The sequence below is a fragment of the Nostoc sp. UHCC 0302 genome (assembly GCF_038096175.1).
Lineage (GTDB): Bacteria > Cyanobacteriota > Cyanobacteriia > Cyanobacteriales > Nostocaceae > UHCC-0302.
The window spans coordinates 5,566,007-5,588,422 of record NZ_CP151099.1; the positions used below are offsets into that span (position 1 = coordinate 5,566,007).

Consider the following 22,416-nt stretch of genomic DNA (forward strand, 5'->3'; position numbering starts at 1 on the left):
AGTCAAATAGCTTTATACTCAATCAAGAAAACATCATGAGCGGCTCCCTCTTCTCGATTTTGAGTTTGGGTTACGTTAACTTCTGTGTTAAACCTTGTGCCTAAACCATTTACCAAGCCAACAACCATTGCAGCCAGTCCTTGACGGCTAGAATGGTAGTGCAATTCCAGGGTATTTTCTTCCGATTCAGTACACTCAAAGGAAGGGGGATGATATTGTGGAAAATTTATGCTCAGACGAGTATGAAGATCATCCAAATTTTCCAAAAATTCAGGTAGCGTATCGCCCCCCATGTCTAACATTGGGCCATAGCCCGCTTTGCCAGTATACTGTATCCAGTATTCGCCAAAAGCTTGCATAATTTCTGAGCTAGACAAACCAACAACTTCACTTGCCGCCTTCACTAGTTTGTGAGTTAAATCATCAGGATAGGGTTCCATTCTCAAGAAATCATCTATTTGTATTTCAGCTTTCTGTTTAATCGTTTGCCAAGTTTCTTTATCAAAGCGAGCGCACACCATATCTTGAATTGCTTTGTTTATTAAACCGTACATAAGTGTGTCCTATAAATATCGCGTATTTTATTTCATTACATCCTGCCAACTTCTCAAATTAAGATTCTTCCTCACTAGAGGATTTATATCGGTTCTTGATTGCGTGCAATATAACCAGGTTGGGGAAAGAGGCTAGTAGGTTAGCTTTGTGTATTCTATCCATATCAAAATCGCTGTAATTTAGATGAACAAGGAGTTAAGAGTTTAAACTCAATAGCCAATAGTCAACAGTTAAGAGTTATTTCTTCTCTGCCGTCTTCCCCTTTTTTGCTCCTCTGATTTAACTTTGTCCGCTAGTAAATGAAGCGATTTGGCTCCTGAATTAACCAAAAGTTGAGCCGTTCCAGCCCCACATTGCGCCCTTGGAATCTGCAAACTCTATGTAAATCCGATTTTTAGGTACGCCCAGCGTTTGATTAATCTGTTGGCAAAAGTCCTGACTCATAGCCTCGGTTTGAGCTGGTTTCATCGTACCGACGCTCTTAATTTCTATGTAACAAACTGGGTCAGTAGTTCCTGCAAAAGTCATCGGAATTTCTTGTTCAAAAGCTGTCATTACATAGGATTCAGGTTTACCCAGATGTTTGGCTAACTTAGCAGATAAGCTTAAAAGCATTGACTCAACTTCAGTTTTTTGAGGAGCAGATACAGAAGTTTGGACTTTAATTAATGGCATAGTTACGAATTCCGATTGTAAATTTTGAATTTTAGATTATCTCATTTAGAATTTTGAATTTTATCCACACGGTTAAGATTGTTAAATTCCTCCCTGCCCCCTTGCCCCCCTGCTTCCTTCAATGGTGAGACGAACGAAATAAATGACTATGTTCAGGATGATATAAACGCGATCGCGCTGTTGCTGGCAAGAGTGCTGGACTAATTACATAAAGTGTGGTACGAATCAGCTTTTCTTGATGAGTACAATCTGCCATTTGCTTGAGGGGAACAACCCTAATTTTTTCATCGGGCCACCCTAGCCGAAAACAAATCGCTACCTGAGTTTCGGCTGAGTAATATTCTAGTAGTTTAGCTTGGGCATTTTCGACATGACGCGCACTCAGATACAGGCAGAGACTAGCCTGATGCGCCGCGAGAGTAGCTAATTCTTCAGTGGCAGGGACTTCTGTTCGCCCGCTGATGCGTGTCAAGATAATCGTTTGGACTAAACCGGGGACAGTTAATTCTATTTTGAGTTTGGCTGCTGCTGCTTGAAAAGCGCTAATACCTGGAATGACTTCAAAAGGAATTTGTGCCTCTGCCAAAAGGTGCATTTGCTCATGAATGGCGCTGTAGAGACTAGGATCGCCAGAATGAAGACGAACGACAGATTTATGTTGCGATCGCACTCTTTCGATCATGATTGGCAAAATCTCTTCTAAAGTCTGATTTGCAGTCCTAATTATCTCTGCATCTTTTCGGCAAAGCTCTAAAATCTGTTCGGGTACTAAAGAATCAGCGAATAAAATCACATCAGCAACAGCCAAGAGTTTTTGTGCCTTGACCGTTAATAAATCTGGATCTCCAGGGCCAGCACCTACAATGTACACAGCAGGTTCTATAGCAGATAGTGTTTTTGTATAACTCATGTTAGCCGTATATTCACGTTGAACAGAACACACAGCGATTCCTCAAAAAATTTATTTGGCATTTTCTTCGGTATCTTTCCGGATTCACCATCTTTTCTTGGAAGAGAGTAGTGGTAGATGCACCCTGGTTAAGCCCTAGAGAACACTCTGGGGCATTTTTTATTTTTGGGCATTGGGCATTGCTTCTTTTTCCCACTCTCTGCACAGACGCGTAGACGCAGGGAGTGCGGCTTCTCGTAAGAGTATAATCGCGTCTCTACCCCCAGTCCCTCATACTCCATCACCCTTAGACGGAGATACATCAGGCAAAGGGCGTTTGATTAAATAAAGCCAAGCTAATCCGGCTAATCCTAGGGTAATTCCTAAAGAACTCACTACTTGTGCCATTCGTAACGGCCCTAGCATCAAGCTATCAGTCCGAAAGCCTTCGATCCATAGACGTCCTAAGCTGTAGGCTACCCAGTAAATTAGAAACAGTGTGCCTACCTTGAGGCGTGGCTTGCCAGACAAAGACCGAAAAAACAAAGTTATCAACAACGCAAATACTCCTAAATCCCAAAGAGACTCGTAGAGGAAGGTGGGATGGAAATAGTCGAAATTAGCGTATTCTGGGGGACGATGATCCAGTGGAATATACAACTTCCAAGGCAAGTTGGTGGGGCCGCCAAAAGCTTCTGAGTTGAAGAAATTACCCCAACGTCCGATCGCCTGCCCTAAAATTAGCGAAGGAGCCACCAAATCTGCCAGTTGCCAAAAAGAAACCTTTTTGAGTTTGGCAAAGATTAACGCTGCCGTAACGCCACCGAGAATTGCTCCATGAATGGCAATACCTCCTTCCCAAATAGCAATAATTTTTTCTGGATTTGGAGCATATTCTGACCAGCGAAACAAAACGTAATAAAGTCGAGCGCCAGGAATTGCCCCAATTAACAACCAAAAGAACAAATCGCTTAGCAACTCCGGATTAACATTACGGCGCTTTGCCAAGTTCTGGGAAAGGATGACACCAATTAGCACTGCTGTGGCAATCAACAAGCCATACCAGCGGATAGTTAACGGCCCAATTTTCAGCAGAATCGGGCCTGGAGAAGTAAATTGAAATGCCAAGGGCAAAGTGGAAAAATCCAGTGCCATGCAAGATTACCTAGAATAATTCATGAACTACCCCTGTACTTTGCTAAATACAGGGTTTTTTATATGTCAACTACTGAGGTTTCCTTGAATCCTCCACAATCTTGTAGAGATGTAAGTAGTACTCAGGTAATTAACTTTGATGGATAGGGAAGAATCGACGTGGAGAATGAAAATTTACCATATCCCCGTCTTACACCCAACTCGTCAATTTGAACTTGACAGACTAGTAGAGGGTTAGTATCCACTTTTAGGAGTCTAGTAGTTCTTAACGCTTACTTGAGCATAACTTGTGCCATCACAACAATTGACATCAAACTGTCGTGCAAATAAGAATGCATCCTGCTATTGACTGGATGCTTGTCATGATTGTATTTCTTCTCCACCAGACCAAGGCGAACATTTTCAAATCTGAATTTAGAATTTTAAATTGTTTAGCCCTCTTACTCAGAACACGAGATGGTAGATTTGAGTAAGTTACACAAAATAGTTTCAATATAATCACTTAAACAATTTTGATTTATCTAAAATTGTGATTGCTATTTATCCTGGTAGCTTCGACCCCATCACCTTGGGACACCTTGACATCATTCAGCGCGGCAGTAGGCTGTTTGAGCGTGTAATTGTTGCCGTACTGCGGAACCCCAACAAAATGCCACTGTTTAGCGTGCAACAACGGCTAGAACAAATTAGTTTTTCTACCCGGCATCTAGCTAATGTAGAAGTAGACACCTTTGATGGTCTTACCGTAAACTATGCTCAAATGCGACAAGCACAAGTTTTGCTACGGGGTTTACGGGCGGTGTCAGACTTTGAAATAGAGTTACAGATGGCTCACACGAATAAAACTCTTTCTACTCAAATAGAGACAGTTTTTCTAGCAACCTCAAATGAGTATAGTTTTTTAAGTAGTAGTGTGGTAAAAGAGATTGCAAGGTTTGGTGGCTCTGTCGATCATCTCGTTCCCCCACACATTGCCCTGGATATATATCAATGCTACAACCAAAACTCTCCAATGCTGAATCCAATCACAACGGAAGCAATGCCCCGCAAGAGTATCCCAACGGAATCTCCAATGGAGATGCTGCGGGAACAGGAAGCGTAGATATTCAGTTGGAACTAAACCGCCTAGAGGAAATGGTTCTCTCTAGCCTACGGATTCCGCTAACAGGACGCACGCTGATAGATGAAGAAGAGCTACTTGATCAGCTCGATTTCATCCGACTTTCTTTACCATCGGTTTTTCAGGAAGCAGCAGCTACTTTGGAACAAAGGGAAGAAATTCTGCTGGAAGCAGAATTGTATGGACAGCAAGTTGTTGAAGCAGCGCAAGCAAAAAGAGCGCAAATTTTAGCTGAAAGCGAGATTATTAAACAAGCAGAGCAAGAAGCTGAACAACTGCGGCGACAAGTACAACAAGAATGCGAGGCAATAATGCAAGAAACCCTTGCAGAAATTGACCGAAAGCGGCAAGCCTGCCAGCAAGAGTTAGAACAAATGCGACAAACTGCGATCGCACAAGCTCAAGAAATTGAAGATGGTGCTGATGAATACGCTGATAGCGTACTGCAAAATATCGAACAGGATCTCAAAGATATTTTACGAATTATTACTAACGGGCGGCAACAACTGCAAATAGATAACCTCACGCAGCGTACTTCACCTCCTGGCAAGAAAAGATAGAGGATTTAAGGGAAGATGGGGCAGAATTATCCTTTGGGTTTAGTTGTTGGCTAAACCTAATAATTTTTATGAATACTTTTACGTTTTTATACTTTAAGCCAAACTATTGATGACGGGTTTACAGCTATTTTAAGGTAAATTAACTACATCTTTTTTTGTCTCACGCAAAGGCGCAAAGAAGAACGCAAAATTATCAATGAGGTTTCACCATAATAGGGATTTTATATTGTTTCAACTTCATTGATTTTGGGTTCAAGTTTCTTGAAAACGTTTCAATCCCTAATAGGGATTTTATATTGTTTCAACCTCCGGCTGGCGTGCGCTCGCGCTGGAATTGTCGGTTGCTCGTTTCAATCCCTAATAGGGATTTTATATTGTTTCAACTTGGGATATTTCACCCCTCCTCGGAATGGACTTATTCGTTTCAATCCCTAATAGGGATTTTATATTGTTTCAACTCTTTATGGTCAGGGTAATACTGCGGCTATCCGTGGTTTCAATCCCTAATAGGGATTTTATATTGTTTCAACTCAGGTTTTGAATTAGTGGGATCTAAAGGTTTTGCGTTTCAATCCCTAATAGGGATTTTATATTGTTTCAACCCTCGTAAATATAGGGAAGTCCCTCGTATTTATTCGTTTCAATCCCTAATAGGGATTTTATATTGTTTCAACCTATTACAAGCTGTTAGCCAGTATTAAAAGTCAAGTTTCAATCCCTAATAGGGATTTTATATTGTTTCAACTTATGAGTTTCCAGAAGGTGCAGAGTTACACGGTTTCAATCCCTAATAGGGATTTTATATTGTTTCAACACTATTGCGATCGTACTCATCTCCCTCTATCATAAGTTTCAATCCCTAATAGGGATTTTATATTGTTTCAACTTATGACCTGCCTAAACTAGATGCGCTGGCTGAAGAATTAAGTTTCAATCCCTAATAGGGATTTTATATTGTTTCAACGCAGGGAGAATAGTTGAACTTTTTAATATCGTTGCGTTTCAATCCCTAATAGGGATTTTATATTGTTTCAACGTAACTGGAAAGACAAAAGCCTTTTCTTAATTGGTTTCAATCCCTAATAGGGATTTTATATTGTTTCAACGCAATTCAAGCTGGAGATAAAGCACGGGAAGCAGCAGTTTCAATCCCTAATAGGGATTTTATATTGTTTCAACTCGATCTTTTCTGTTTCTGATTGCAAGAAACTTAGTTTCAATCCCTAATAGGGATTTTATATTGTTTCAACTTTGTACAGCTTGAATATTTCTTGCATACGGCTATGTGTCCGTTTCAATCCCTAATAGGGATTTTATATTGTTTCAACGCAAGCGATCGCGGCTTATGAGGCACAAACAATTCTAGTTTCAATCCCTAATAGGGATTTTATATTGTTTCAACCTTCTGGCGGTTCGTATTGAACCGCTTCGGGGTCAGAGTTTCAATCCCTAATAGGGATTTTATATTGTTTCAACTTTTGCATTAGGCGATCGCGTTAGCCTCGTCTCTGTTTCAATCCCTAATAGGGATTTTATATTGTTTCAACCACAGAGTATGTGTTAAGAGTTCTAGGAGTGACCGTTTCAATCCCTAATAGGGATTTTATATTGTTTCAACAGCAGCATCTATATTTGGTGGGTCAGGTTTGTTAGTTTCAATCCCTAATAGGGATTTTATATTGTTTCAACAGCCCAATGTTGAAAAGTTGATGATATTTGGTTTTCAAGGTTCAGTAGTGTCAATGTGGAGATATATTAGCATTCTAAGCCTGGGTGTCGTCAAGGGAGGTAGTGATATTTTGTTGGAAACTCCTTGATAGCAATGGTTACGCAGTTTGCGTCAACCTACTTTTTCAAATTTTGCTCCCAAACCTTTATTTAACAAGCAGTACAGCCGAAATTCTGCCATCACCCTTGCTTACACCTATTGATTGACGCAGTTTCCTACTGGACTACAAAGTATAGGTGAAATCGTTCACTAACATACCAGGAACTAGACTTCCTCCAAGTTGACGACCATCATATGTACCGACTTCGGGAATAAATTCCTGAAAAGTAGTTAAATCAACTAGATTTTCTCCCCAGAAGCGATAGAGACTTTCATCAAAACGTAGGTTTTCAATGGGAGCGATAATTTCTCCGTTTTCTACCCAAAAACAAGCATAGCGGGTCATGCCTGTGATTCTACCAGTTTGGCGATCGCTCCAGTTTAAATAATGCAAATTCGATACATATAATCCTGTATCTAAACTCGGCAGAATTTGCTCAAATACTAAGTTTCCTGGACACACTTCTGGCGCACGTAAAGTCTCTGAAGCATTAGCACCATTGGCAACTTTGTTATATTCTTTAGCCGTACGAGAATTAACTAAAGAAGTTACCAAATATCCTTTTTCTATTACAATTATCTCTGGTGCAGCCATTTCTCCTAATTCATTAAATCGCGGCACTAAACCCTGTTGAAAGTTTTCTTTTAAACTAAATACGGTCGAAAGTTGTTTTTCTTGACGCGCTAAAGCAGCTAAAGCACTGTTTCCTTGTTGAATATCAGCTTCGCTTACACCTCCCCAAGAAAGCATCACTAATAAATCTGCAACAGCAGCAGGTGCGAAATAAGTTCTATAATTTCCGCGTGACAATTCTTTAGCTGGACGAGAAAGCAGTTCTAGTTGCTTTTTTGCTTCACTAATTTTAGCTGTATAAGCAGAGCCATCCCAATCACTTCCAGCAAAAGTACCTTTAACAGCTTGTTCAGAGGTAGAAAATAGGGAATAATCTAAGGTAAAAGAATCAGTAGCAAACCAGTGTTTTTGACCGTTGGAATCACCATAAGCTTTTACTACTACGCCTCCAGCGTATATTCCTGTAAAATCTAATTCAGAGACTAGTTCTAGCACACTTGAAACTACTGCTTCTGCGGGTAATAAATTTCCATAATTTACTTCCCTACTGGTCTTATTTCCTGATGGTAAAACTAGATATGAATCGATAGGTAATAGAGTAAGTTCATAACGCATTTCTTGCAAAGAATTATAGGCTAACTGCCAATCTGCATCCCAATTTCCAGTCCAGGAAAATTGCCGGAAACTACTGCGCTGATTTGCCATCAAAGTTAGTTCAATCAAACCATCAGCAACATAACCGGTTTGTCGTACTTTAGCGTTATTGAAACGAGTAAATTGGCTCCGTTCGCTGCTTAGACGCACGGTGAATTGTTCACTTTCTGCTTTTTTAACTAGCAGAGTATCAATCAGTTGGTTAAAGCTAACTTCTAAAGCAGATAATTCCTCAATTTGCATGAATATTAATAGGAATAAATAGTGAATACTGAGAGTGAGAAGTTATGAATGAGGAGTTATGAGTTGAAGAATTATTGAATTAAAAACTTCTAATTATTAACCCCTAACTTTGTACTTTTTCAACTTCCGCCGCCAAAAACTTCAACGTTAGCAAATTGACAAACGGGTGAACCATGTCCTACGGAAATGGCCTGATTTGGTTCTCCTTTACCACAGTAAGGTGTGCCGTACATTTGCCAACTGGAAGCATCTCCTATTTGGATTAAGCTGTGCCAAAACTCTGGTGTTGTGGCGCGATAGTTGGGATTGCGGAGAGTTTTAGTGATTTTACCGTTTTCAATTAATTTGGCATACTCGCAACCAAATTGGAATTTATAGCGGCGATCGTCAATTGACCAAGAGCGATTAGATTCCATGTAAACACCGTGTTCTATTCCGGCAATGATTTGATCAAAAGTGGCATTTCCAGGCTCTAAATTCAAGTTTGCCATGCGATCAATCGCTGGGCGATTCCATGAACAAGCACGCGCACAAGCAACCCCCTGTACACCTGCTCTTGCTTGACTTTCTAAACTGCCTAGACCCCGCTGGAGTACACCTTCTTTGATTAAATATTCTCGTGTTGCCGCTGCACCTGTATCATCAAAGCCATAGCTGGCAAATTCACCAGATACAGTGGGGTCAAAGGTAATATTCATCAGCGGCGAACCATACACTAGTTTGCCAAAATCACTTTTGCTGACAAAGCTACCCCCAGCGTAGTTGCGCTCATCTCCCAAAATTCGGTCAATTTCTAGGGGATGCCCAACACTTTCATGGATTTGTAGCATCATTTGGTCTGGAGCTAAAACTAAATTGGTGCGTGTGGTTGGGCATTCCTCTGCTGTCAGCAGTTCTAATACTTGTTCGCCAACTTGCTGCACTCCACACCATAAGTCATCTGGGTTTAAAAGTTCTAGTCCACCTTGATAACAGTTTGCGTGTCCGCCGTTATTGCTGCGCTGCTGTACATTTGTGCCATCTTGAGCAGTCACTCCATAATGAGTAGCTATAGATAGAATTTTTTGATACACCTGGGAGTCGTTGCTGCTGACAAACCAAGTTTCTCTGTCTGTAGTACTGACGCTGGCTGTGGTTTGCACAATCTTGTCGTCAACTTTCAGCTTTTGGCAAATGCGAATCAATAAATCGTTGATTTCTCCTGGGCTTAGAGCATCGAATGGCTTTAGGAATTGCGAGCTATATTCACCAACTACTTTGGGGCGCTCACTCTCTTGGAAGGGATGTATCCACCATTGGCTAGCTGCTAGTGCTTGTTTATACGCTATTTGAACTGCGGCTTGCAGAGATGATAGTTCTAATGAGTTAGTGGCTGCATAACCCAGAGAACCATCTACCAAAACTTCCAGCATGGCTCCTACAGTAAAGGATTTGCCGTTTACCTGGGGTACGCTATCACGCACAAAACGGGTAGTGGAAGTTTCCTTTACGGCTCTAATGCCAATCCAATTAGCAGGAATATCGAAATTAGCGATCGCTTTTTTAAGTTCAGAAAACATAATTTAGGAGAATAGGGAATAGGGAATGGGGAATGGGGAATGGGGCATTGAGAATAATTCAATTCCTAGTCCCTAGTCCCCTCTAATTCCGATGCCAACGAGTGCCATTTGGATTATCAATCAGGGTAATACCTTGTGCTTGCAGTTCGTTACGAATGCGATCGCCTTCAGCAAAATTCCTGGCTTTTCTCGCTGCTTGTCGTTGTTGAATTAAATCTTCAATTTCCGCATCGCTCAAACCATCATTTACAGGAGTTTGGGCTTCTATTTTTGCTTCTAAGCCCAATACTCCAGCTAAAGTCACGAGTGTTTGCCACTGTATTTTTAACTCATCTACTGGTGTCTCAGTTTTTCCTTGATGCACAAGAATATTTCCCTCACGTTCCAGTTGTTTGGCTAATTCAAACAGCACTGTTAACCCACCAGGAAAATTAAAGTTTTCATTCACAGCTTCTTGGAAACGTTCAATATAGGCATTGGGTACTGAAATTTCCCCAGTCCCTAATCCCCATTGCCCCTTATCCCCAGAGGGGGCCCCGAGTTCCCCAGTGCCCAGTTCCCAGCCTAGCTGTTTACCATGTTGATAGCCGAAGAGTAAACCTTCTTTTAGAGTATGCCAAGCGTTTGTTTTATCTGCGATCGCTTCATTGGTAAAATCAATTGGTGTACGATATTGCGCTTGCAGTACCAATAACCGCACCGCCATTGGGTCAACTCCTCGATCCAGTAAGTCGCGAATAGTAGTAAAGTTGCCCAAAGATTTGGACATTTTTTCCCCATCCACCTTGACCATGCCGTTATGCATCCAGTAACGAGCTAGAGGTTTCCCTGTCACAGCCTCAGATTGGGCAATTTCGTTTTCATGGTGGGGAAAAACTAAGTCTTCTCCGCCTGCATGAATGTCAATTGTATCACCCAAGCGATCGCGTACCATTGCGGAGCATTCTATATGCCACCCTGGACGACCTTTTCCCCACGGAGAATCCCAGGCAGGTTCTCCTGGTTTTGCTGCTTTCCACAAAGCAAAATCATCTTTGTCTCTTTTTCTTTGATACTCTGCATCTTCTGTATCAACTCGTCCACTTGCGCCAGCTTGCAAATCTTCTAGTTTGCGTCCAGAAAGCTTACCGTACTCACTAAACTGCTTGATTGCATAATATACATCTCCCTGTGAGGGGTAGGCAAAGCCTTTATTTTCCAACTCATGAATTAGCCGCTGAATGCCATTCATCGTATGCGTCGCACGCGGATATTCATCGGCTTCTTTGATATTCAGCCGCGCCATATCCTCAAAATATGCTTTGATGAAGCGATCGGCTACAGCCTCCATTGATGAGTGTTCAAGACAGGCTCGTTTGAGAATCTTGTCATCAATATCAGTAAAATTCTGGACGTAACGGACTTCATAGCCGATAAACTGAAGATATCGACGCACTACGTCCCATACAATGCAAGCTCTAGCATGACCCAAATGACAGTAGTCATACACCGTCACGCCGCAGTAATACATCTTAACCTTGCCTGGTTCGACTGTTTCAAACGGTTCCAGACGACGGGTGAGGGTATTGTAAAGGGTTAGGGTCATAAGCAATTCAAAATTCACTCATTCAAAATTCAAAATGAAAAACCCCGTATTGGCAAGCATTTTGACTGCTGACTATATGCAGGTTAAACGTGGAACAGCTTAACAGATGTCATGCTAAATAGATAGATACGCAATAATAGGGTAAAGCACTGGGATGACAGTCCAGCATCCCTATGCTAGTACGTTACGGCAAAAATCAACATACTGTTGGACAAAATGTCAACAGCCCAAAAATGAAAGATTTTGGAATTTTGAATTCCACGTAACGGTGCTAATGTTTTCTGGACTATCTGCGCTACATTCTATTTTTGATTTTTAATAACAGCACCATGCAATCAGCAGTCACTCCCGAATCTCAAGCAATGGATGCGCCCAAACAAGGGATGCCAGTCACAATTATTACAGGCTTCCTCGGTAGCGGCAAGACAACTTTACTTAATCATATTCTCACTAACCAACAGGGTTTGAAAACCGCTGTTCTCGTTAATGAGTTTGGTGAAATTGGCATCGATAACGAGTTAATTGTCTCCACAGGCGAGAACATGGTGGAGCTAAGTAATGGTTGTATTTGTTGCACCATTAATACTGATTTGGTAGATGCCGTTTACAAAGTTTTAGAACGCCAAGAGAATCTAGATTATCTAGTAGTAGAAACAACTGGATTAGCAGATCCATTACCAGTAGCTCTGACATTTCTAGGTACTGAATTGCGAGATTTGACTCGTTTAGATTCGATTATCACTGTAGTAGATGCGGCAAATTATAGCCTCGATTTATTCAACTCTGAAGCAGCACACAATCAGATTGCCTATGGTGATGTAATTCTGCTGAATAAGACAGATTTGGTGGATGAAGCTACTTTAAATGAGTTAGAAGGAAAAATTAACGAAGTTAAGGAAGGAGCGAGAATTCTTCGCACCACGCGATCGCAAGTGCCACTTCCCTTAATTCTCAGTGTTGGTTTATTTGAGTCTAATAAGTATTTTGATACTGCCGAAGATGACCACGACCATCACGACCATGATCATGACCATGATCACTCAACGTGTGGACACGACCATCATGACCATGACCATCACAATCATGACCATCACGATCATGACCATGAACACCATCATCATTCCGACCATTTAGAAAATGATGGCTTTACTTCAATATCTTTTCAAAGTGATAAGCCTCTTTCCATTAGGAAGTTTCAGTATTTCTTAGATAACCAGCTAAGCTCAAATATCTTCCGGGCAAAGGGGATTATGTGGTTTGATGAAAGTCCGAAGCGTCATATTTTCCACTTATGTGGCAAACGCTTCACCTTAGATGATGATGAGTGGCAAGGTCAACCAAAAAACCAATTAGTACTAATTGGTCAAAATTTGGATCGTGAGGCTTTAATGACTCAGCTAGAAAATTGCATTTGTCTCCCTTCCACCTCTCGCGGAAAAGGGTTTGGAAAATAAAAGTTAAGAGTTAAGAGTTATAAATTATAATTCATAACTCTTAACTCCTCACTGACAAAAGTATGCGCGTTATCATCCAGCGAGTCAAATCATCTCAAGTCATCGTGAATGGTGAAGTTGTCGGTAAAATTGGGCGGGGGCTAAACTTGCTTGTAGGCATTGCTGATACCGATACTGATATTGAACTCGACTGGATGGTACGTAAATGTTTGGAATTGCGCCTATTTCCTGGTGAAGAAGGGGGCGACAGATGGCAAAAATCCGTGCAAGAAATCGGCGGTGAATTATTAGTAGTCAGTCAGTTTACGCTTTACGGGGACTGCCGTAAAGGTCGCCGCCCCTCTTTTGACCGTTCAGCTACGCCTCAATTAGCAGAAGATTTATATGACCGTTTTGTAACTAAGTTACAAACTAGCGGGTTAGTGATAGAAACTGGTAAATTTGGTGCAATGATGCAAGTCACTATTGAAAATGATGGGCCTGTAACTTTATTACTTGAGCGAGAAGCAATTTAAATATATATACGTAAAACGAAGAATATCATTACTTCTTAGATAGTGGAGTTCTAAATAATGAGAGAATATTAAATTAACCATCACAAAAGTTTAAATTCTTTCATCATGGCGAAAATCCAGTTTTCTAGAGGGATCGACGAAGAAGTAGTTCCAGAGGTGCGTTTGACGCGCTCAAAAGATGGCAACGATGGCACGGCAACATTTATTTTTGAAAATCCCAGGGCTTTAGATCAAGATAAAACTGATGACATCACCGGGATGTACCTAATTGATGAAGAAGGCGAAATCATTACCCGCGAAGTTAAAGCTATATTTGTCAACGGCAGACCGGAAAAAATACAAGCACTTTACCTGATGAAATCAAAAGAAGAATGGGAGCGTTTTATACGCTTCATGGAACGGTATGCTGAAGAAAACGATTTGGGATTCAGCAAATCTTAATCAGAATTGGTAATGGGTAATGGATAATTGCTTCACTACTCATTACCTATTACCTAAATATGACGTCACAACCTCACCCAGACTCGATTGAAATTACGATAACTTGTGCTGTCGTTACCGTCAGTGATACGCGTACCCCCGAAACAGATAAGAGTGGACAGCTGATTCAGCAATTACTGCTTGCTGCCCATCATGCTGTAGGAGCCTACACAATTATCAAAGATGAACCAACACAGATTCAAGGGCAAATAGAACAGCTGGGTCAAAACTTGAATTTAGACGCTGTGATTTTCAACGGTGGCACAGGTATTGCACCGAGAGATACCACTTACGATGCGATTGAGAAGTTACTAGAGAAAACTTTGCCAGGATTTGGAGAGTTGTTTCGCTTTTTAAGTTATCAAGAAATTGGTTCGCGTGCGATCGCTTCTCGCGCAGTTGCTGGTGTTTATCAAAATAAACTAATCTTCTCGCTTCCAGGTTCAAGTAATGCTGTACGACTGGCGATGGAAAAACTGATTTTACCCGAACTAGTTCATTTGGTAAGTCAGATTCGTAAATAGGGTATTGGGGACTGGGGATTGGGGACTGGGGACTAGGTAAAGTAATATCAAGAGCTTATATCAAAACTTTTTGAGTATGCCTTAATTACGAATTACGAATTACGAATTACGAATTACGAATTACGAATTAGTACGCTGAGTTCCAATAAAAAAACCCCCGTGTTGATGCGGAGGTTGGTATTTGGTCTTAGACTATTTTTTCAAAAAATTGATTTAAAATGGAGCGATCGCTAAACAAATGGTAGCCAAAAGAGTAGCAATTATATAAAACGTCCCAACGACTTGCAATTCTGACCAGCCTGTAAGTTCTAGGTGATGGTGTAAAGGAGCCATTTTGAAGAGGCGCTTGCCTTTCCCATCGGGGCCTTTAGTGGCTTTGTAATAACTTACCTGCGCCATTACAGAAAGTGTTTCTACAAAGAAGATACCGCTAAGAATGAACAGTGCTGCTAAACTGTTAGTCAAAAGTGCTACCGCACCTAAAGCTCCACCTAGTGCTAGGGAACCTGTATCTCCCATAAAAACGCGTGCTGGGTTGCGGTTATGAGCTAAGAAACCTAAGCAACTACCACTTAAAGCGGCACAAAATACCATCAATCCAGGTGAAGTAGGTGCGATAATTACGGCTAATGCTAGTAAAGCGATCGCTACTGTTCCACCTGCTAAACCATCAATACCATCAGTTAAATTAGTTGCATTACTCTCTGCCACTAGGACAAAGCCAGCTAAAGGCCAGAATAACAAACCTAAAGGTAAAGAAAAACTCACCCAAGGTAAAGCAATATTTGTAATATTAGTAGGCTGATTAAACATCAACCATATACAAAACACCGCAGCAAAGCCGACTTGTAAAGCCAATTTCATGCGGGGGGATATACCTTTATTTGACTTCCGGCGGAGAATTTGCCAATCATCTATCCAGCCAATGAAGCCGTAGCTGAGGGTTAATGCCGAAACAGCAAGCACCTCTTTGGCAAAGTTAGATAATAGGCAGGCAGCTATTACAGCAACGGGTATAAAAAATATACCACCCATTGTTGGCGTACCTGCCTTTTTCAAATGGGCTTGGGGGCCATCTTCGCGAATGATTTGCCCCGTTTTGAGTGCTTGCAGTACAGGTATGACCAGATGACCTATGAAACCTGAACCCAATGCACACAATAATAGTGGTAGGGTTAGTGACATAGCTTGCCAGGGCGTTCTATTCGCCATCCAATCAAAAGTCAGCGCTGTAGCACTCAGCCCCAAAGCTAACAAAGAGGCTAGCCCAATTCCAGAAATGTTTAATCCTTGTTCAGGAGATAATTTAGCGTCCACAGATAGTTTCCCTTCACTCCACACTTACAAAATTAAATATTAGGAACTAGAGATATTACCAAGTTCCGTGATTAAAACAGTTAATCTTCAGCTATTGCTATATCGTCATCATCATCAAGATCGTAATCGCCAATACCGTCTTCTACACCCATTAGCGAATCTATTTCTTCTTCGTCATCTGGAAAATCCGGCTCGTGAACGTCACGCGCTATGAGACGACCATTGTATTGCAGCCAGTCTAGCAGGGAGGACTCTTGCTTTAATGGAATTACGACAGCTCGCTGGTTGCGGGGTTCTTCACGTAAAGGAGAATTCAACATAGCCACGAAGGAAGACAGAAAAAGGGTTAGGTAACTTGACAATTAGAGTCTATCACTTGATACGGACTAATTTAGTTATTCATTCAACTGGTTGGTTGAGAAATCCGTAATAGGATAGAAATTTTTTATTTAATAACCGTATGCCAAACGGAGGTGGGTTTTTAGCGATTTGTACGGCTCTATACAGTAGACATTATTATCTTGTTCATGCTGATAGTTCAATGAATAATTTTAGAGGTGAAAAGCGATGATTGGAAAAGCGGCCCTTATAGATGTGATCGCTGGTACAAATCGCGGTTTATTGGCAACTGACCTACAAAAACAAGCTATCTTAGCTGCGATCGCCAATTTGGAAGACCTTAATCCTACACCACGTCCAGTGGAAGCGAGCAATTTGCTTAATGGCAATTGGCGACTACTATACACCACCAGCAAGGCTCTCTTAAACCTAGATCGCATACCTTTCTGTAAACTTGGTCAAATTTATCAGTGTATTCAGGTAGAGACAAAGAGCGTTTACAATATAGCTGAAATATATGGCTTACCTTATTTAGAAGGTTTAGTTAGCGTTGCTGCCAAATTTGAGCCAGTTTCAGGTCGTCGTGTCCAAGTGAAATTTGAGCGCTCAATTATCGGATTACAACGTTTAATAGAATACAATTCTCCGGCAACTTTTATCCAACAAATTGAAAGTGGCAAAAAATTTCCGGCAGTTGATTTTCCCATCAACAGTGATACACAACAAGGCTGGTTGGACATCACTTATATAGATGACAATCTGCGGATTGGTAGAGGTAACGAGGGGAGCGTGTTTGTATTGAGCAAAGCATGAGGTTACGCAAAATTACTATTTGCGAACGAAGGTATGCGATTGCGTGGCCTTTGTCAAGATGGGTCTAATACTATTTTAGGTTTAGATCGGGAGAGTGGGGCAGGGAAGCAGGGGAGCAGGGGGAGAAATAACTTACTCTTGACTCAGGACTCAGCACTCCCAATGGTCATCTGACAAATAACTTAACAATGACTCTAGCGGAGACCTTCAGGTTGTAGAGTGAAATCAATTAGCCCTATATATTGGCGATTGATAACTAAAAGGGAAGATAATCATGGCTCAACGTGGTTCTAAAGTACGTATTCTCCGCCCAGAATCCTACTGGTTTCAGGATGTAGGAACCGTGGCCTCTATTGACCAAAGCGGCATCAAATACCCAGTAATTGTCCGGTTTGATAAGGTAAATTACTCTGGGATCAATACCAATAACTTTGCCGAAGATGAAATAGTAGAAGTTGAAGCACCAAAGGCGAAGGTGAAAAAGTAAGTAGCAAAACCTCTTGGGGATTGTTTGATGGGATGATAAAAGAAAGTGTCGAGTACAAAGTATGGAGGATGAAATTTTCAGCCCCTTCATTTTTTATACTTCCTCATCTCTTTTATATTTCCCAAAAATATCCAATTGCTTACTTAATCAGCTTTAATGCCTGAATTGCCTGAAGTTGAAACAGTCCGGCGGGGTCTGAATCAATTGACCCTTGACCAAAAAATTACGGGTGGAGATGTGTTGCTTGAACGCACCATCGCCTACCCGTTTTCTGTCGGTGAGTTTGTTGCCAAAATTAAAGGGAGTAGTATTACCACTTGGCATCGTCGTGGCAAATATCTCTTAGCCGAACTCGCACCCTCCCCCACTCCCCCACTCTCCCCCTCCTCCACTTGGCTAGGAGTTCATCTACGAATGACTGGTCAACTATTATGGCTGCATCAAGATGAACCATTACACAAGCACACGCGAGTCAGATTATTCTTTGGCGAACAGCAGGAATTGCGCTTTGTTGATCAGCGCACTTTTGGTCAAATGTGGTGGGTTCCGCCTGGTGTTGCTGTAGAAAGTATCATTACTGGTTTAGCAAAACTGGCAGTAGATCCATTTTCACCCGAATTTACTGTCGAGTATCTAGCTCTCAAACTGCAAAATCGTCGCCGTCCGATTAAAACTGCGCTACTTGATCAGTCTGTTGTCGCAGGATTAGGTAACATCTATGCCGATGAAGCACTATTTAAGAGTGGGGTGTTACCCGAAACGCTGTGTACAGATTTGCAGTTAGAGCACATTAAGTCTTTGCGAACAGCTATCATTGAAGTATTAGCAGCCAGCATTGAGGCTGGTGGAACGACTTTTAGTAATTTCCTTAACGTTAAAGGTATCAACGGCAACTATGGTGGTGTAGCCTGGGTTTATAACCGCGCCGGAGAACCTTGTCGAGTTTGCAGTGGTTTGATACAGCGAACTAGGTTAGCTGGGCGTTCCAGTCATTTTTGCCCACAGTGCCAACGTTAATTCGTAATTCGTAATTCGTAATTCGTAATTCGTAATTCGTAATTCGTAATTCGTAATTACAAGGCGTTCAGATTTAATCTGGGTTTCGAGTTTATTCTATTGTTTCTACACGCTTAATCAATATACTCGGAATGAATTTGCGCTTTTGACGCTTGGTGCAAGCTAAGATCCTGTATAAAACAAGTTACAAATTTGTGAGGGGACTTATGGCTGTCAAAAGAGGTGATTTGGTTCGCGTTGTCCGCGAGAAACTAGAAAACAGTGTGGAAGCACAAGCTAGTGATCCTCGTTTTCCTTCTTATTTGTTCGACTCTAAGGGCGAAGTTGTTGATGTTAAAGGTGATTATGCCTTTGTTAAGTTCGGGAAAGTGCCAACACCAAATATTTGGTTACGTCTAGATCAACTCGAAGAATTTAAATAATAAAACGCCTTCAGATTGAAGTCTAAGGTTAGAAAAACAAAACCTGCTTTTGCAGGTTTCAAGAATATTAATTTTCAATGATTGCCATCAGACTAAAGTTTGAGGCTACAAAAACAAAACCTACTTTTGCAGGTCTCATATCTTGCATCTAACCCCAACGAATGGAATTCGTGGCTATACAAACAAAGTCCGCCTTTCCTGCGGAACGCTACGCGAACGCGGACTGACGGAAAACCAAGGGTTTGGAACCCGCGTAGGCGGGTTTTGCCTGTGTAGCCGCAACTTCAGTCGCCTGGTGCAAGATATGAGAGGTTTGATAGCGATGCCTAGCGGCAAAGCTGACGCTAACGCACTCTAAGATTATGTCTTCTTTTTCTTCCCCAATTCTATGTAACTTACCTCGTATCACCATCATTGGTGCAGGTAGGGTAGGCAGTACTTTAACCCAACGTATTGCCGAGAAAAATCTCGCTGATGTAGTTTTGCTAGATATCGTTGAGGGAATGCCTCAAGGACTGGCACTAGATTTAATTGAAGCTAGGGGAATTGAACTACATAATCGCCAGATTATTGGCACAAATAACTATGCTGATACATCTGGTTCGCAAATCGTGGTGATTACGGCAGGAATTCCCCGTAAACCAGGTATGAGTCGGGATGATTTGCTGAAAACCAATGCCAAGATTGTGGTAGAAGCAGCAAAAAAAGCGATCGCTTACTCTCCCAATGCAATTTTTATTATTGTCACCAATCCTTTGGATGTGATGACTTATTTAGCTTGGCAAGCAACTGGTTTACCACGCGATCGCATTATGGGTATGGCTGGCGTGTTAGACTCAGCCCGCTTTGAAACTTTCATCGCCCTGGAATTAGGAGTTTTGCCTGCTGATGTTAAAGCAATGGTATTGGGTAGCCACGGCGATTTAATGGTTCCCTTGTCTCGTTATGCCACTGTTAACGGCATCCCAATCACAGAATTGCTGAATGCAGCCACAATTGAACGCTTGGTAGAAAGAACCCGGAATGGGGGGGCGGAAATTGTCGAATTAATGCAGACAGGTGGTGCTTTTTTTGCACCCGCTTCTGCTACTAGTGTGATGGTGGAATCGATTTTGCTGAATCAGTCGCGGTTGTTACCTGTAGCGGCTTATCTTCAAGGTGAATACGAATTAGAAGATATTGTAATTGGCGTTCCCTGTCGCTTGGGATGCGGTGGAATTGAGAGTGTATTGGAGTTGAATCTCACCGATGATGAAAAGGCAGCTTTACGGACTTCGGCGCAATCTGTGCGTAAAAATATAGACCGGGCGCAGGAAATTTTAGCATCTATAAGCTTGACATAGTAATAGGGGGGGACAGCTAGCTGTCCCCCCCTACATATTGGGATTTTTAGTTGCGCGTTAACGGCGATAATCTTGATCTGCTGGGTCGCCGTAGGGGTCTTCGCTAGCGGGACGAACATCGCCGAAGTACCCTTGATCTACTTGATCTGCGGGATCACCATAGGGGTCTTCACTGGCTGGACGAACGTCACCGTAATAGCCTTGACCTACTTGATCTGCGGGGTCACCATAAGGATCTTCGCTGGCTGGACGAACATCACCAAAATTCCCTTGATCTGCGGGATCACCATAAGGGTCTTCACTGGCTGGACGAACATCGCGATCGCGGTATTCAGCGTCTCGATCAGCTTGATTATTGTTCGACCCTAGAAGCAAATCCTTCGCCTTTCGCAAAAAGTTCTCTACCATGAACTGTCTCCTTATTTAAGTTTCGTGTATTCCACGTGCGCGATCGGCGTTATCCTCAAGGGAATCGCTTTGCATTACACACGCTTAGCTTATCTAAAGTGCTGGAGCTGCGCTTGAACTTATACCACTCAAATCGCGGCCTGTGGAACGCCCGTTATAGCCCTGAAATTCCTGATATCTTCGTGCCTCAGATTCTGGTACGCGAATTCCTTCTGAGGGTGGAGTTACCCAGTGAGCGCGATGTTCAGCATCGCGGTAGTATACACGTCCATTCTTGGAAAGATAGTACTTACCTTGCGCTCCATCTTCTTTAGCATTCTGATGCTTGTTATAAAGGTAGTAAAGCGCTGCGGCTCCCGCCAGAATAGCTACTTTTTGTCCCGTACCCAATCCCTTCTTGGCTTCGGGTCTGTTTGCTGGGACATTATTACTCACATTTCTGCCAACGGTGTCGTCAACAGGTGGTGGTGGCGAAGCAGTTTTAGAACCTCCTCCACAGCTACTCAGCAAGGGTACTGTTAGCAATGCTGAAAGCACAACTGCTAGCAGACGTGAAACTATTTTACGCTCTCCGGATAATGTCTTCATCATATTTCGTTGTCAGCTTGTGTTTGCTAAAAACCCTGCTGTTGCAGAAATAGAGTTGGAATTATTGTTATTTCTCCAAGGATTGAAAAAACGTTTGCCGCTCATCTACAACAGCACAGATACTGTCTTCTGTTATGGTGATTCAATCTTTCAAACATTCCATCCTGCCTTTGAGATAAATAGGATTCATCCTAAAGAAATATCTTCTTAAGTAAGTAAATAATACTCTTCAATGAATTTTTTTAACTAAGAAAATAACAGTTTTAGGCACTTATACGTAAGCAGCGAGTAGAAATATGAGCGATCGCTGGGTATTTTTGCAATTAAATAATAAATAGGCTTTATCTTTCCAAGTCCCCTTTTGAATGAGCAATATTCAGGGAATCTTCTAGGATTGCACAGATAAGAATACAATATTCTACTTTTTTACATTAAGCGTTACTGAATTGCAGCAGCTTTTATTTTGATGAATCAACCCAGCTAAAACACGGAAATGTTCAGCAATTTCTCGGTTATTTTTCTAGTGTAAATATTTTAAAAAGATACAGTTACTATGATGGCTTTTGTCAAAGAATACATTTAAATATGGCAACAAAAAACGCAGCCCTAACTGGAACTCGTTTGCTTTTAGCTTTGTGGGATTTGGGAGGAGCGCAGCAAGAAGTGCTGAAAGGTCAACTCACCAAACGAATTGTATCCAAAAATAAGAAAGTAGCAGATTATCAAAGCATATTCGAGGAATTACAGAACCAGGGAGCGATCGCAATCTCTAAAAAAGGATACTCTCTGACATCTCCCAAGGGTTTAGAGGTATTGGGTGAGGGTTTGAAAAGTTCTGATTTTAAATTTGAAGGAACAATTGTCGGAACTTGGGCGGCGAATGCGCTGGTGAAGTGGATTAGTCAGATAGATGTTGCGGTAGCTGGTGCAGATGTACCAGTTAATGGGAAGAATGCGTTAGCAGAGCTTTCCAAAGGAATTGCTTCTTACGACGAGTTTAAGTCAGTGGCGTTGGAAGTCTACGACAAGCTGAACCAAAACTACAACTTAGATGATCTAGTGCCAATTTACAGGATTAGGAGAGAAATAGGCGATCGGGTTACTCGTGAAGATTTCAACACATGGCTGTTAGAAATTCAGGAGAATGACATTCTACAACTTCAAGGTGGAAGCATAGAAGATAGTGCGCCAGACAAGATTGAAGATTCCATTACTACTAAAGTTAGTGGATTACGCTGCTATGCTAAACGCCTCAATTCCTAAATCACTTTAGTCAGTTTTTCCAACTTTACTTTGTTACTCATCATTTCAG

25 protein-coding genes and 1 CRISPR repeat array are annotated in these 22,416 nt (G+C 41.7%); of the genes, 14 read left to right on the top strand and 11 right to left on the bottom strand.

Translation table 11 applies throughout. The annotated features are described in order from the left end of the window. Positions 1-2: 2 nt before the first annotated feature. From WKK05_RS24115 to lgt, 4 genes are all read right to left on the bottom strand, one after another. Entirely contained in the window at positions 3-554 is a 552-nt protein-coding gene (locus tag WKK05_RS24115; RefSeq protein ID WP_341525581.1) for a heme NO-binding domain-containing protein, read from the bottom strand. Positions 555-876: 322 nt separating this feature from the next. Further along, positions 877-1,230 (bottom strand): phenylpyruvate tautomerase MIF-related protein, encoded by a 354-nt coding sequence (locus WKK05_RS24120; RefSeq protein WP_341525582.1) that lies wholly within the window; start codon positions 1,228-1,230, stop codon positions 877-879. A gap of 118 nt (positions 1,231-1,348) precedes the next feature. After that, positions 1,349-2,140, bottom strand: coding sequence for a precorrin-4 C(11)-methyltransferase (gene cobM, locus WKK05_RS24125; RefSeq protein WP_341531177.1), 792 nt, complete (start codon positions 2,138-2,140; stop codon positions 1,349-1,351). Between the two features lie 270 nt (positions 2,141-2,410). Next, a complete protein-coding gene (gene lgt / locus WKK05_RS24130; RefSeq protein WP_341525583.1) occupies positions 2,411-3,274 on the bottom strand; it encodes a prolipoprotein diacylglyceryl transferase in 864 nt (287 codons plus the stop codon). A gap of 529 nt (positions 3,275-3,803) precedes the next feature. On the opposite strand from lgt, the gene coaD reads away from it, so the two are divergent. Beyond that, positions 3,804-4,376, top strand: coding sequence for a pantetheine-phosphate adenylyltransferase (gene coaD / locus WKK05_RS24135; protein WP_341525584.1), 573 nt, complete (start codon positions 3,804-3,806; stop codon positions 4,374-4,376). Then, the gene (locus WKK05_RS24140; protein WP_341525585.1) at positions 4,265-4,954 is read left to right on the top strand and encodes a DivIVA domain-containing protein; all 690 of its coding nucleotides are present in this window, start codon (positions 4,265-4,267) and stop codon (positions 4,952-4,954) included. The genes coaD and WKK05_RS24140 overlap by 112 nt, the downstream gene beginning before the upstream one ends. 199 nt (positions 4,955-5,153) lie before the next feature. Next, positions 5,154-6,643: direct repeats of the CRISPR family, unit length 37 nt; unit sequence GTTTCAATCCCTAATAGGGATTTTATATTGTTTCAAC. 263 nt (positions 6,644-6,906) lie between these two features. Here the strand turns inward: WKK05_RS24140 and WKK05_RS24145 are convergent. The 3 genes from WKK05_RS24145 to cysS all read right to left on the bottom strand — a co-directional run bounded on the left by WKK05_RS24145 (position 6,907) and on the right by cysS (position 11,397). After that, positions 6,907-8,253 carry a TldD/PmbA family protein gene (locus tag WKK05_RS24145; protein WP_341525586.1) on the bottom strand — a complete coding sequence of 449 codons (1,347 nt, stop codon included), beginning with the start codon at positions 8,251-8,253 and terminating at the stop codon, positions 6,907-6,909. 119 nt (positions 8,254-8,372) lie between these two features. Then, complete coding sequence (locus WKK05_RS24150) at positions 8,373-9,812, bottom strand: TldD/PmbA family protein (RefSeq protein ID WP_341525587.1); 1,440 nt, start codon at positions 9,810-9,812, stop codon at positions 8,373-8,375. Positions 9,813-9,894: 82 nt separating this feature from the next. Beyond that, positions 9,895-11,397 (bottom strand): cysteine--tRNA ligase, encoded by a 1,503-nt coding sequence (cysS, locus tag WKK05_RS24155; protein WP_341525588.1) that lies wholly within the window; start codon positions 11,395-11,397, stop codon positions 9,895-9,897. 329 nt (positions 11,398-11,726) lie between these two features. Here cysS and WKK05_RS24160 point away from each other — a divergent pair, with 329 nt between their 5' ends. The 4 genes from WKK05_RS24160 to WKK05_RS24175 all read left to right on the top strand — a co-directional run bounded on the left by WKK05_RS24160 (position 11,727) and on the right by WKK05_RS24175 (position 14,370). Continuing rightward, positions 11,727-12,851, top strand: coding sequence for a GTP-binding protein (locus WKK05_RS24160; protein WP_341525589.1), 1,125 nt, complete (start codon positions 11,727-11,729; stop codon positions 12,849-12,851). Between the two features lie 62 nt (positions 12,852-12,913). Continuing rightward, positions 12,914-13,366 carry a D-aminoacyl-tRNA deacylase gene (gene dtd, locus WKK05_RS24165; protein ID WP_341525590.1) on the top strand — a complete coding sequence of 151 codons (453 nt, stop codon included), beginning with the start codon at positions 12,914-12,916 and terminating at the stop codon, positions 13,364-13,366. Positions 13,367-13,471: 105 nt separating this feature from the next. Continuing rightward, on the top strand, positions 13,472-13,807 hold the full coding sequence (gene psb28, locus WKK05_RS24170) for a photosystem II reaction center protein Psb28 (protein WP_341525591.1): 336 nt from the start codon (positions 13,472-13,474) through the stop codon (positions 13,805-13,807). A gap of 59 nt (positions 13,808-13,866) precedes the next feature. After that, positions 13,867-14,370 carry a MogA/MoaB family molybdenum cofactor biosynthesis protein gene (locus WKK05_RS24175; RefSeq protein ID WP_341525592.1) on the top strand — a complete coding sequence of 168 codons (504 nt, stop codon included), beginning with the start codon at positions 13,867-13,869 and terminating at the stop codon, positions 14,368-14,370. Positions 14,371-14,583: 213 nt separating this feature from the next. On the opposite strand, the gene mraY is transcribed toward WKK05_RS24175, so the two are convergent. Both mraY and WKK05_RS24185 read right to left on the bottom strand, forming a co-directional pair. Then, positions 14,584-15,687, bottom strand: coding sequence for a phospho-N-acetylmuramoyl-pentapeptide-transferase (gene mraY, locus WKK05_RS24180; protein WP_341525593.1), 1,104 nt, complete (start codon positions 15,685-15,687; stop codon positions 14,584-14,586). An 80-nt stretch (positions 15,688-15,767) separates the two neighbouring features. Further along, positions 15,768-16,007 carry a DUF3134 domain-containing protein gene (locus WKK05_RS24185; protein WP_341525594.1) on the bottom strand — a complete coding sequence of 80 codons (240 nt, stop codon included), beginning with the start codon at positions 16,005-16,007 and terminating at the stop codon, positions 15,768-15,770. A gap of 247 nt (positions 16,008-16,254) precedes the next feature. Here WKK05_RS24185 and WKK05_RS24190 point away from each other — a divergent pair, with 247 nt between their 5' ends. From WKK05_RS24190 to mdh, 6 genes are all read left to right on the top strand, one after another. Further along, positions 16,255-16,839 (top strand): PAP/fibrillin family protein, encoded by a 585-nt coding sequence (locus WKK05_RS24190; protein ID WP_341525596.1) that lies wholly within the window; start codon positions 16,255-16,257, stop codon positions 16,837-16,839. A 274-nt stretch (positions 16,840-17,113) separates the two neighbouring features. Next, positions 17,114-17,326, top strand: a complete 213-nt coding sequence (locus tag WKK05_RS24195) for a photosystem I reaction center subunit IV (protein WP_341525597.1) — start codon at positions 17,114-17,116, stop codon at positions 17,324-17,326. A 156-nt stretch (positions 17,327-17,482) separates the two neighbouring features. Next, a complete protein-coding gene (locus WKK05_RS24200; protein WP_341525598.1) occupies positions 17,483-18,343 on the top strand; it encodes a DNA-formamidopyrimidine glycosylase in 861 nt (286 codons plus the stop codon). Between the two features lie 206 nt (positions 18,344-18,549). Then, complete coding sequence (locus tag WKK05_RS24205) at positions 18,550-18,765, top strand: NAD(P)H-quinone oxidoreductase subunit O (protein WP_341525599.1); 216 nt, start codon at positions 18,550-18,552, stop codon at positions 18,763-18,765. A 142-nt stretch (positions 18,766-18,907) separates the two neighbouring features. Further along, positions 18,908-19,123 (top strand): hypothetical protein, encoded by a 216-nt coding sequence (locus tag WKK05_RS24210; protein ID WP_341525600.1) that lies wholly within the window; start codon positions 18,908-18,910, stop codon positions 19,121-19,123. A gap of 4 nt (positions 19,124-19,127) precedes the next feature. Then, positions 19,128-20,108 carry a malate dehydrogenase gene (gene mdh / locus WKK05_RS24215; RefSeq protein ID WP_341525601.1) on the top strand — a complete coding sequence of 327 codons (981 nt, stop codon included), beginning with the start codon at positions 19,128-19,130 and terminating at the stop codon, positions 20,106-20,108. A gap of 57 nt (positions 20,109-20,165) precedes the next feature. Here mdh and WKK05_RS24220 read toward each other — a convergent pair whose 3' ends face one another. Then, entirely contained in the window at positions 20,166-20,516 is a 351-nt protein-coding gene (locus WKK05_RS24220) for a translation initiation factor (protein WP_341525602.1), read from the bottom strand. Between the two features lie 93 nt (positions 20,517-20,609). Then, a complete protein-coding gene (locus WKK05_RS24225) occupies positions 20,610-21,104 on the bottom strand; it encodes a hypothetical protein (protein ID WP_341531178.1) in 495 nt (164 codons plus the stop codon). A 19-nt stretch (positions 21,105-21,123) separates the two neighbouring features. On the opposite strand from WKK05_RS24225, the gene WKK05_RS24230 reads away from it, so the two are divergent. Together WKK05_RS24230 and WKK05_RS24235 are read left to right on the top strand one after the other, a co-directional pair. Further along, positions 21,124-21,315, top strand: a complete 192-nt coding sequence (locus tag WKK05_RS24230) for a hypothetical protein (RefSeq protein WP_341525603.1) — start codon at positions 21,124-21,126, stop codon at positions 21,313-21,315. A gap of 374 nt (positions 21,316-21,689) precedes the next feature. After that, the gene (locus WKK05_RS24235) at positions 21,690-22,367 is read left to right on the top strand and encodes a hypothetical protein (protein WP_341525604.1); all 678 of its coding nucleotides are present in this window, start codon (positions 21,690-21,692) and stop codon (positions 22,365-22,367) included. Positions 22,368-22,416 lie beyond the last annotated feature (49 nt).

What these genes read in the sequence shown, in the direction of transcription:
- WKK05_RS24115 (WP_341525581.1), bottom strand. Translation starts at nt 554, where the DNA reads ATGTACGGTTTAATAAACAAAGCAATTCAAGATATGGTGTGCGCTCGC.
- WKK05_RS24120 (WP_341525582.1), bottom strand. Translation starts at nt 1,230, where the DNA reads ATGCCATTAATTAAAGTCCAAACTTCTGTATCTGCTCCTCAAAAAACT.
- cobM (WP_341531177.1), bottom strand. Translation starts at nt 2,140, where the DNA reads ATGAGTTATACAAAAACACTATCTGCTATAGAACCTGCTGTGTACATT.
- lgt (WP_341525583.1), bottom strand. Translation starts at nt 3,274, where the DNA reads ATGGCACTGGATTTTTCCACTTTGCCCTTGGCATTTCAATTTACTTCT.
- WKK05_RS24140 (WP_341525585.1), top strand. Translation starts at nt 4,265, where the DNA reads ATGCTACAACCAAAACTCTCCAATGCTGAATCCAATCACAACGGAAGC.
- WKK05_RS24145 (WP_341525586.1), bottom strand. Translation starts at nt 8,253, where the DNA reads ATGCAAATTGAGGAATTATCTGCTTTAGAAGTTAGCTTTAACCAACTG.
- WKK05_RS24150 (WP_341525587.1), bottom strand. Translation starts at nt 9,812, where the DNA reads ATGTTTTCTGAACTTAAAAAAGCGATCGCTAATTTCGATATTCCTGCT.
- cysS (WP_341525588.1), bottom strand. Translation starts at nt 11,397, where the DNA reads ATGACCCTAACCCTTTACAATACCCTCACCCGTCGTCTGGAACCGTTT.
- WKK05_RS24160 (WP_341525589.1), top strand. Translation starts at nt 11,727, where the DNA reads ATGCAATCAGCAGTCACTCCCGAATCTCAAGCAATGGATGCGCCCAAA.
- dtd (WP_341525590.1), top strand. Translation starts at nt 12,914, where the DNA reads ATGCGCGTTATCATCCAGCGAGTCAAATCATCTCAAGTCATCGTGAAT.
- psb28 (WP_341525591.1), top strand. Translation starts at nt 13,472, where the DNA reads ATGGCGAAAATCCAGTTTTCTAGAGGGATCGACGAAGAAGTAGTTCCA.
- WKK05_RS24175 (WP_341525592.1), top strand. Translation starts at nt 13,867, where the DNA reads ATGACGTCACAACCTCACCCAGACTCGATTGAAATTACGATAACTTGT.
- WKK05_RS24185 (WP_341525594.1), bottom strand. Translation starts at nt 16,007, where the DNA reads ATGTTGAATTCTCCTTTACGTGAAGAACCCCGCAACCAGCGAGCTGTC.
- WKK05_RS24190 (WP_341525596.1), top strand. Translation starts at nt 16,255, where the DNA reads ATGATTGGAAAAGCGGCCCTTATAGATGTGATCGCTGGTACAAATCGC.
- WKK05_RS24195 (WP_341525597.1), top strand. Translation starts at nt 17,114, where the DNA reads ATGGCTCAACGTGGTTCTAAAGTACGTATTCTCCGCCCAGAATCCTAC.
- WKK05_RS24200 (WP_341525598.1), top strand. Translation starts at nt 17,483, where the DNA reads ATGCCTGAATTGCCTGAAGTTGAAACAGTCCGGCGGGGTCTGAATCAA.
- WKK05_RS24205 (WP_341525599.1), top strand. Translation starts at nt 18,550, where the DNA reads ATGGCTGTCAAAAGAGGTGATTTGGTTCGCGTTGTCCGCGAGAAACTA.
- mdh (WP_341525601.1), top strand. Translation starts at nt 19,128, where the DNA reads ATGTCTTCTTTTTCTTCCCCAATTCTATGTAACTTACCTCGTATCACC.
- WKK05_RS24220 (WP_341525602.1), bottom strand. Translation starts at nt 20,516, where the DNA reads ATGGTAGAGAACTTTTTGCGAAAGGCGAAGGATTTGCTTCTAGGGTCG.
- WKK05_RS24225 (WP_341531178.1), bottom strand. Translation starts at nt 21,104, where the DNA reads ATGAAGACATTATCCGGAGAGCGTAAAATAGTTTCACGTCTGCTAGCA.
- WKK05_RS24235 (WP_341525604.1), top strand. Translation starts at nt 21,690, where the DNA reads ATGGCAACAAAAAACGCAGCCCTAACTGGAACTCGTTTGCTTTTAGCT.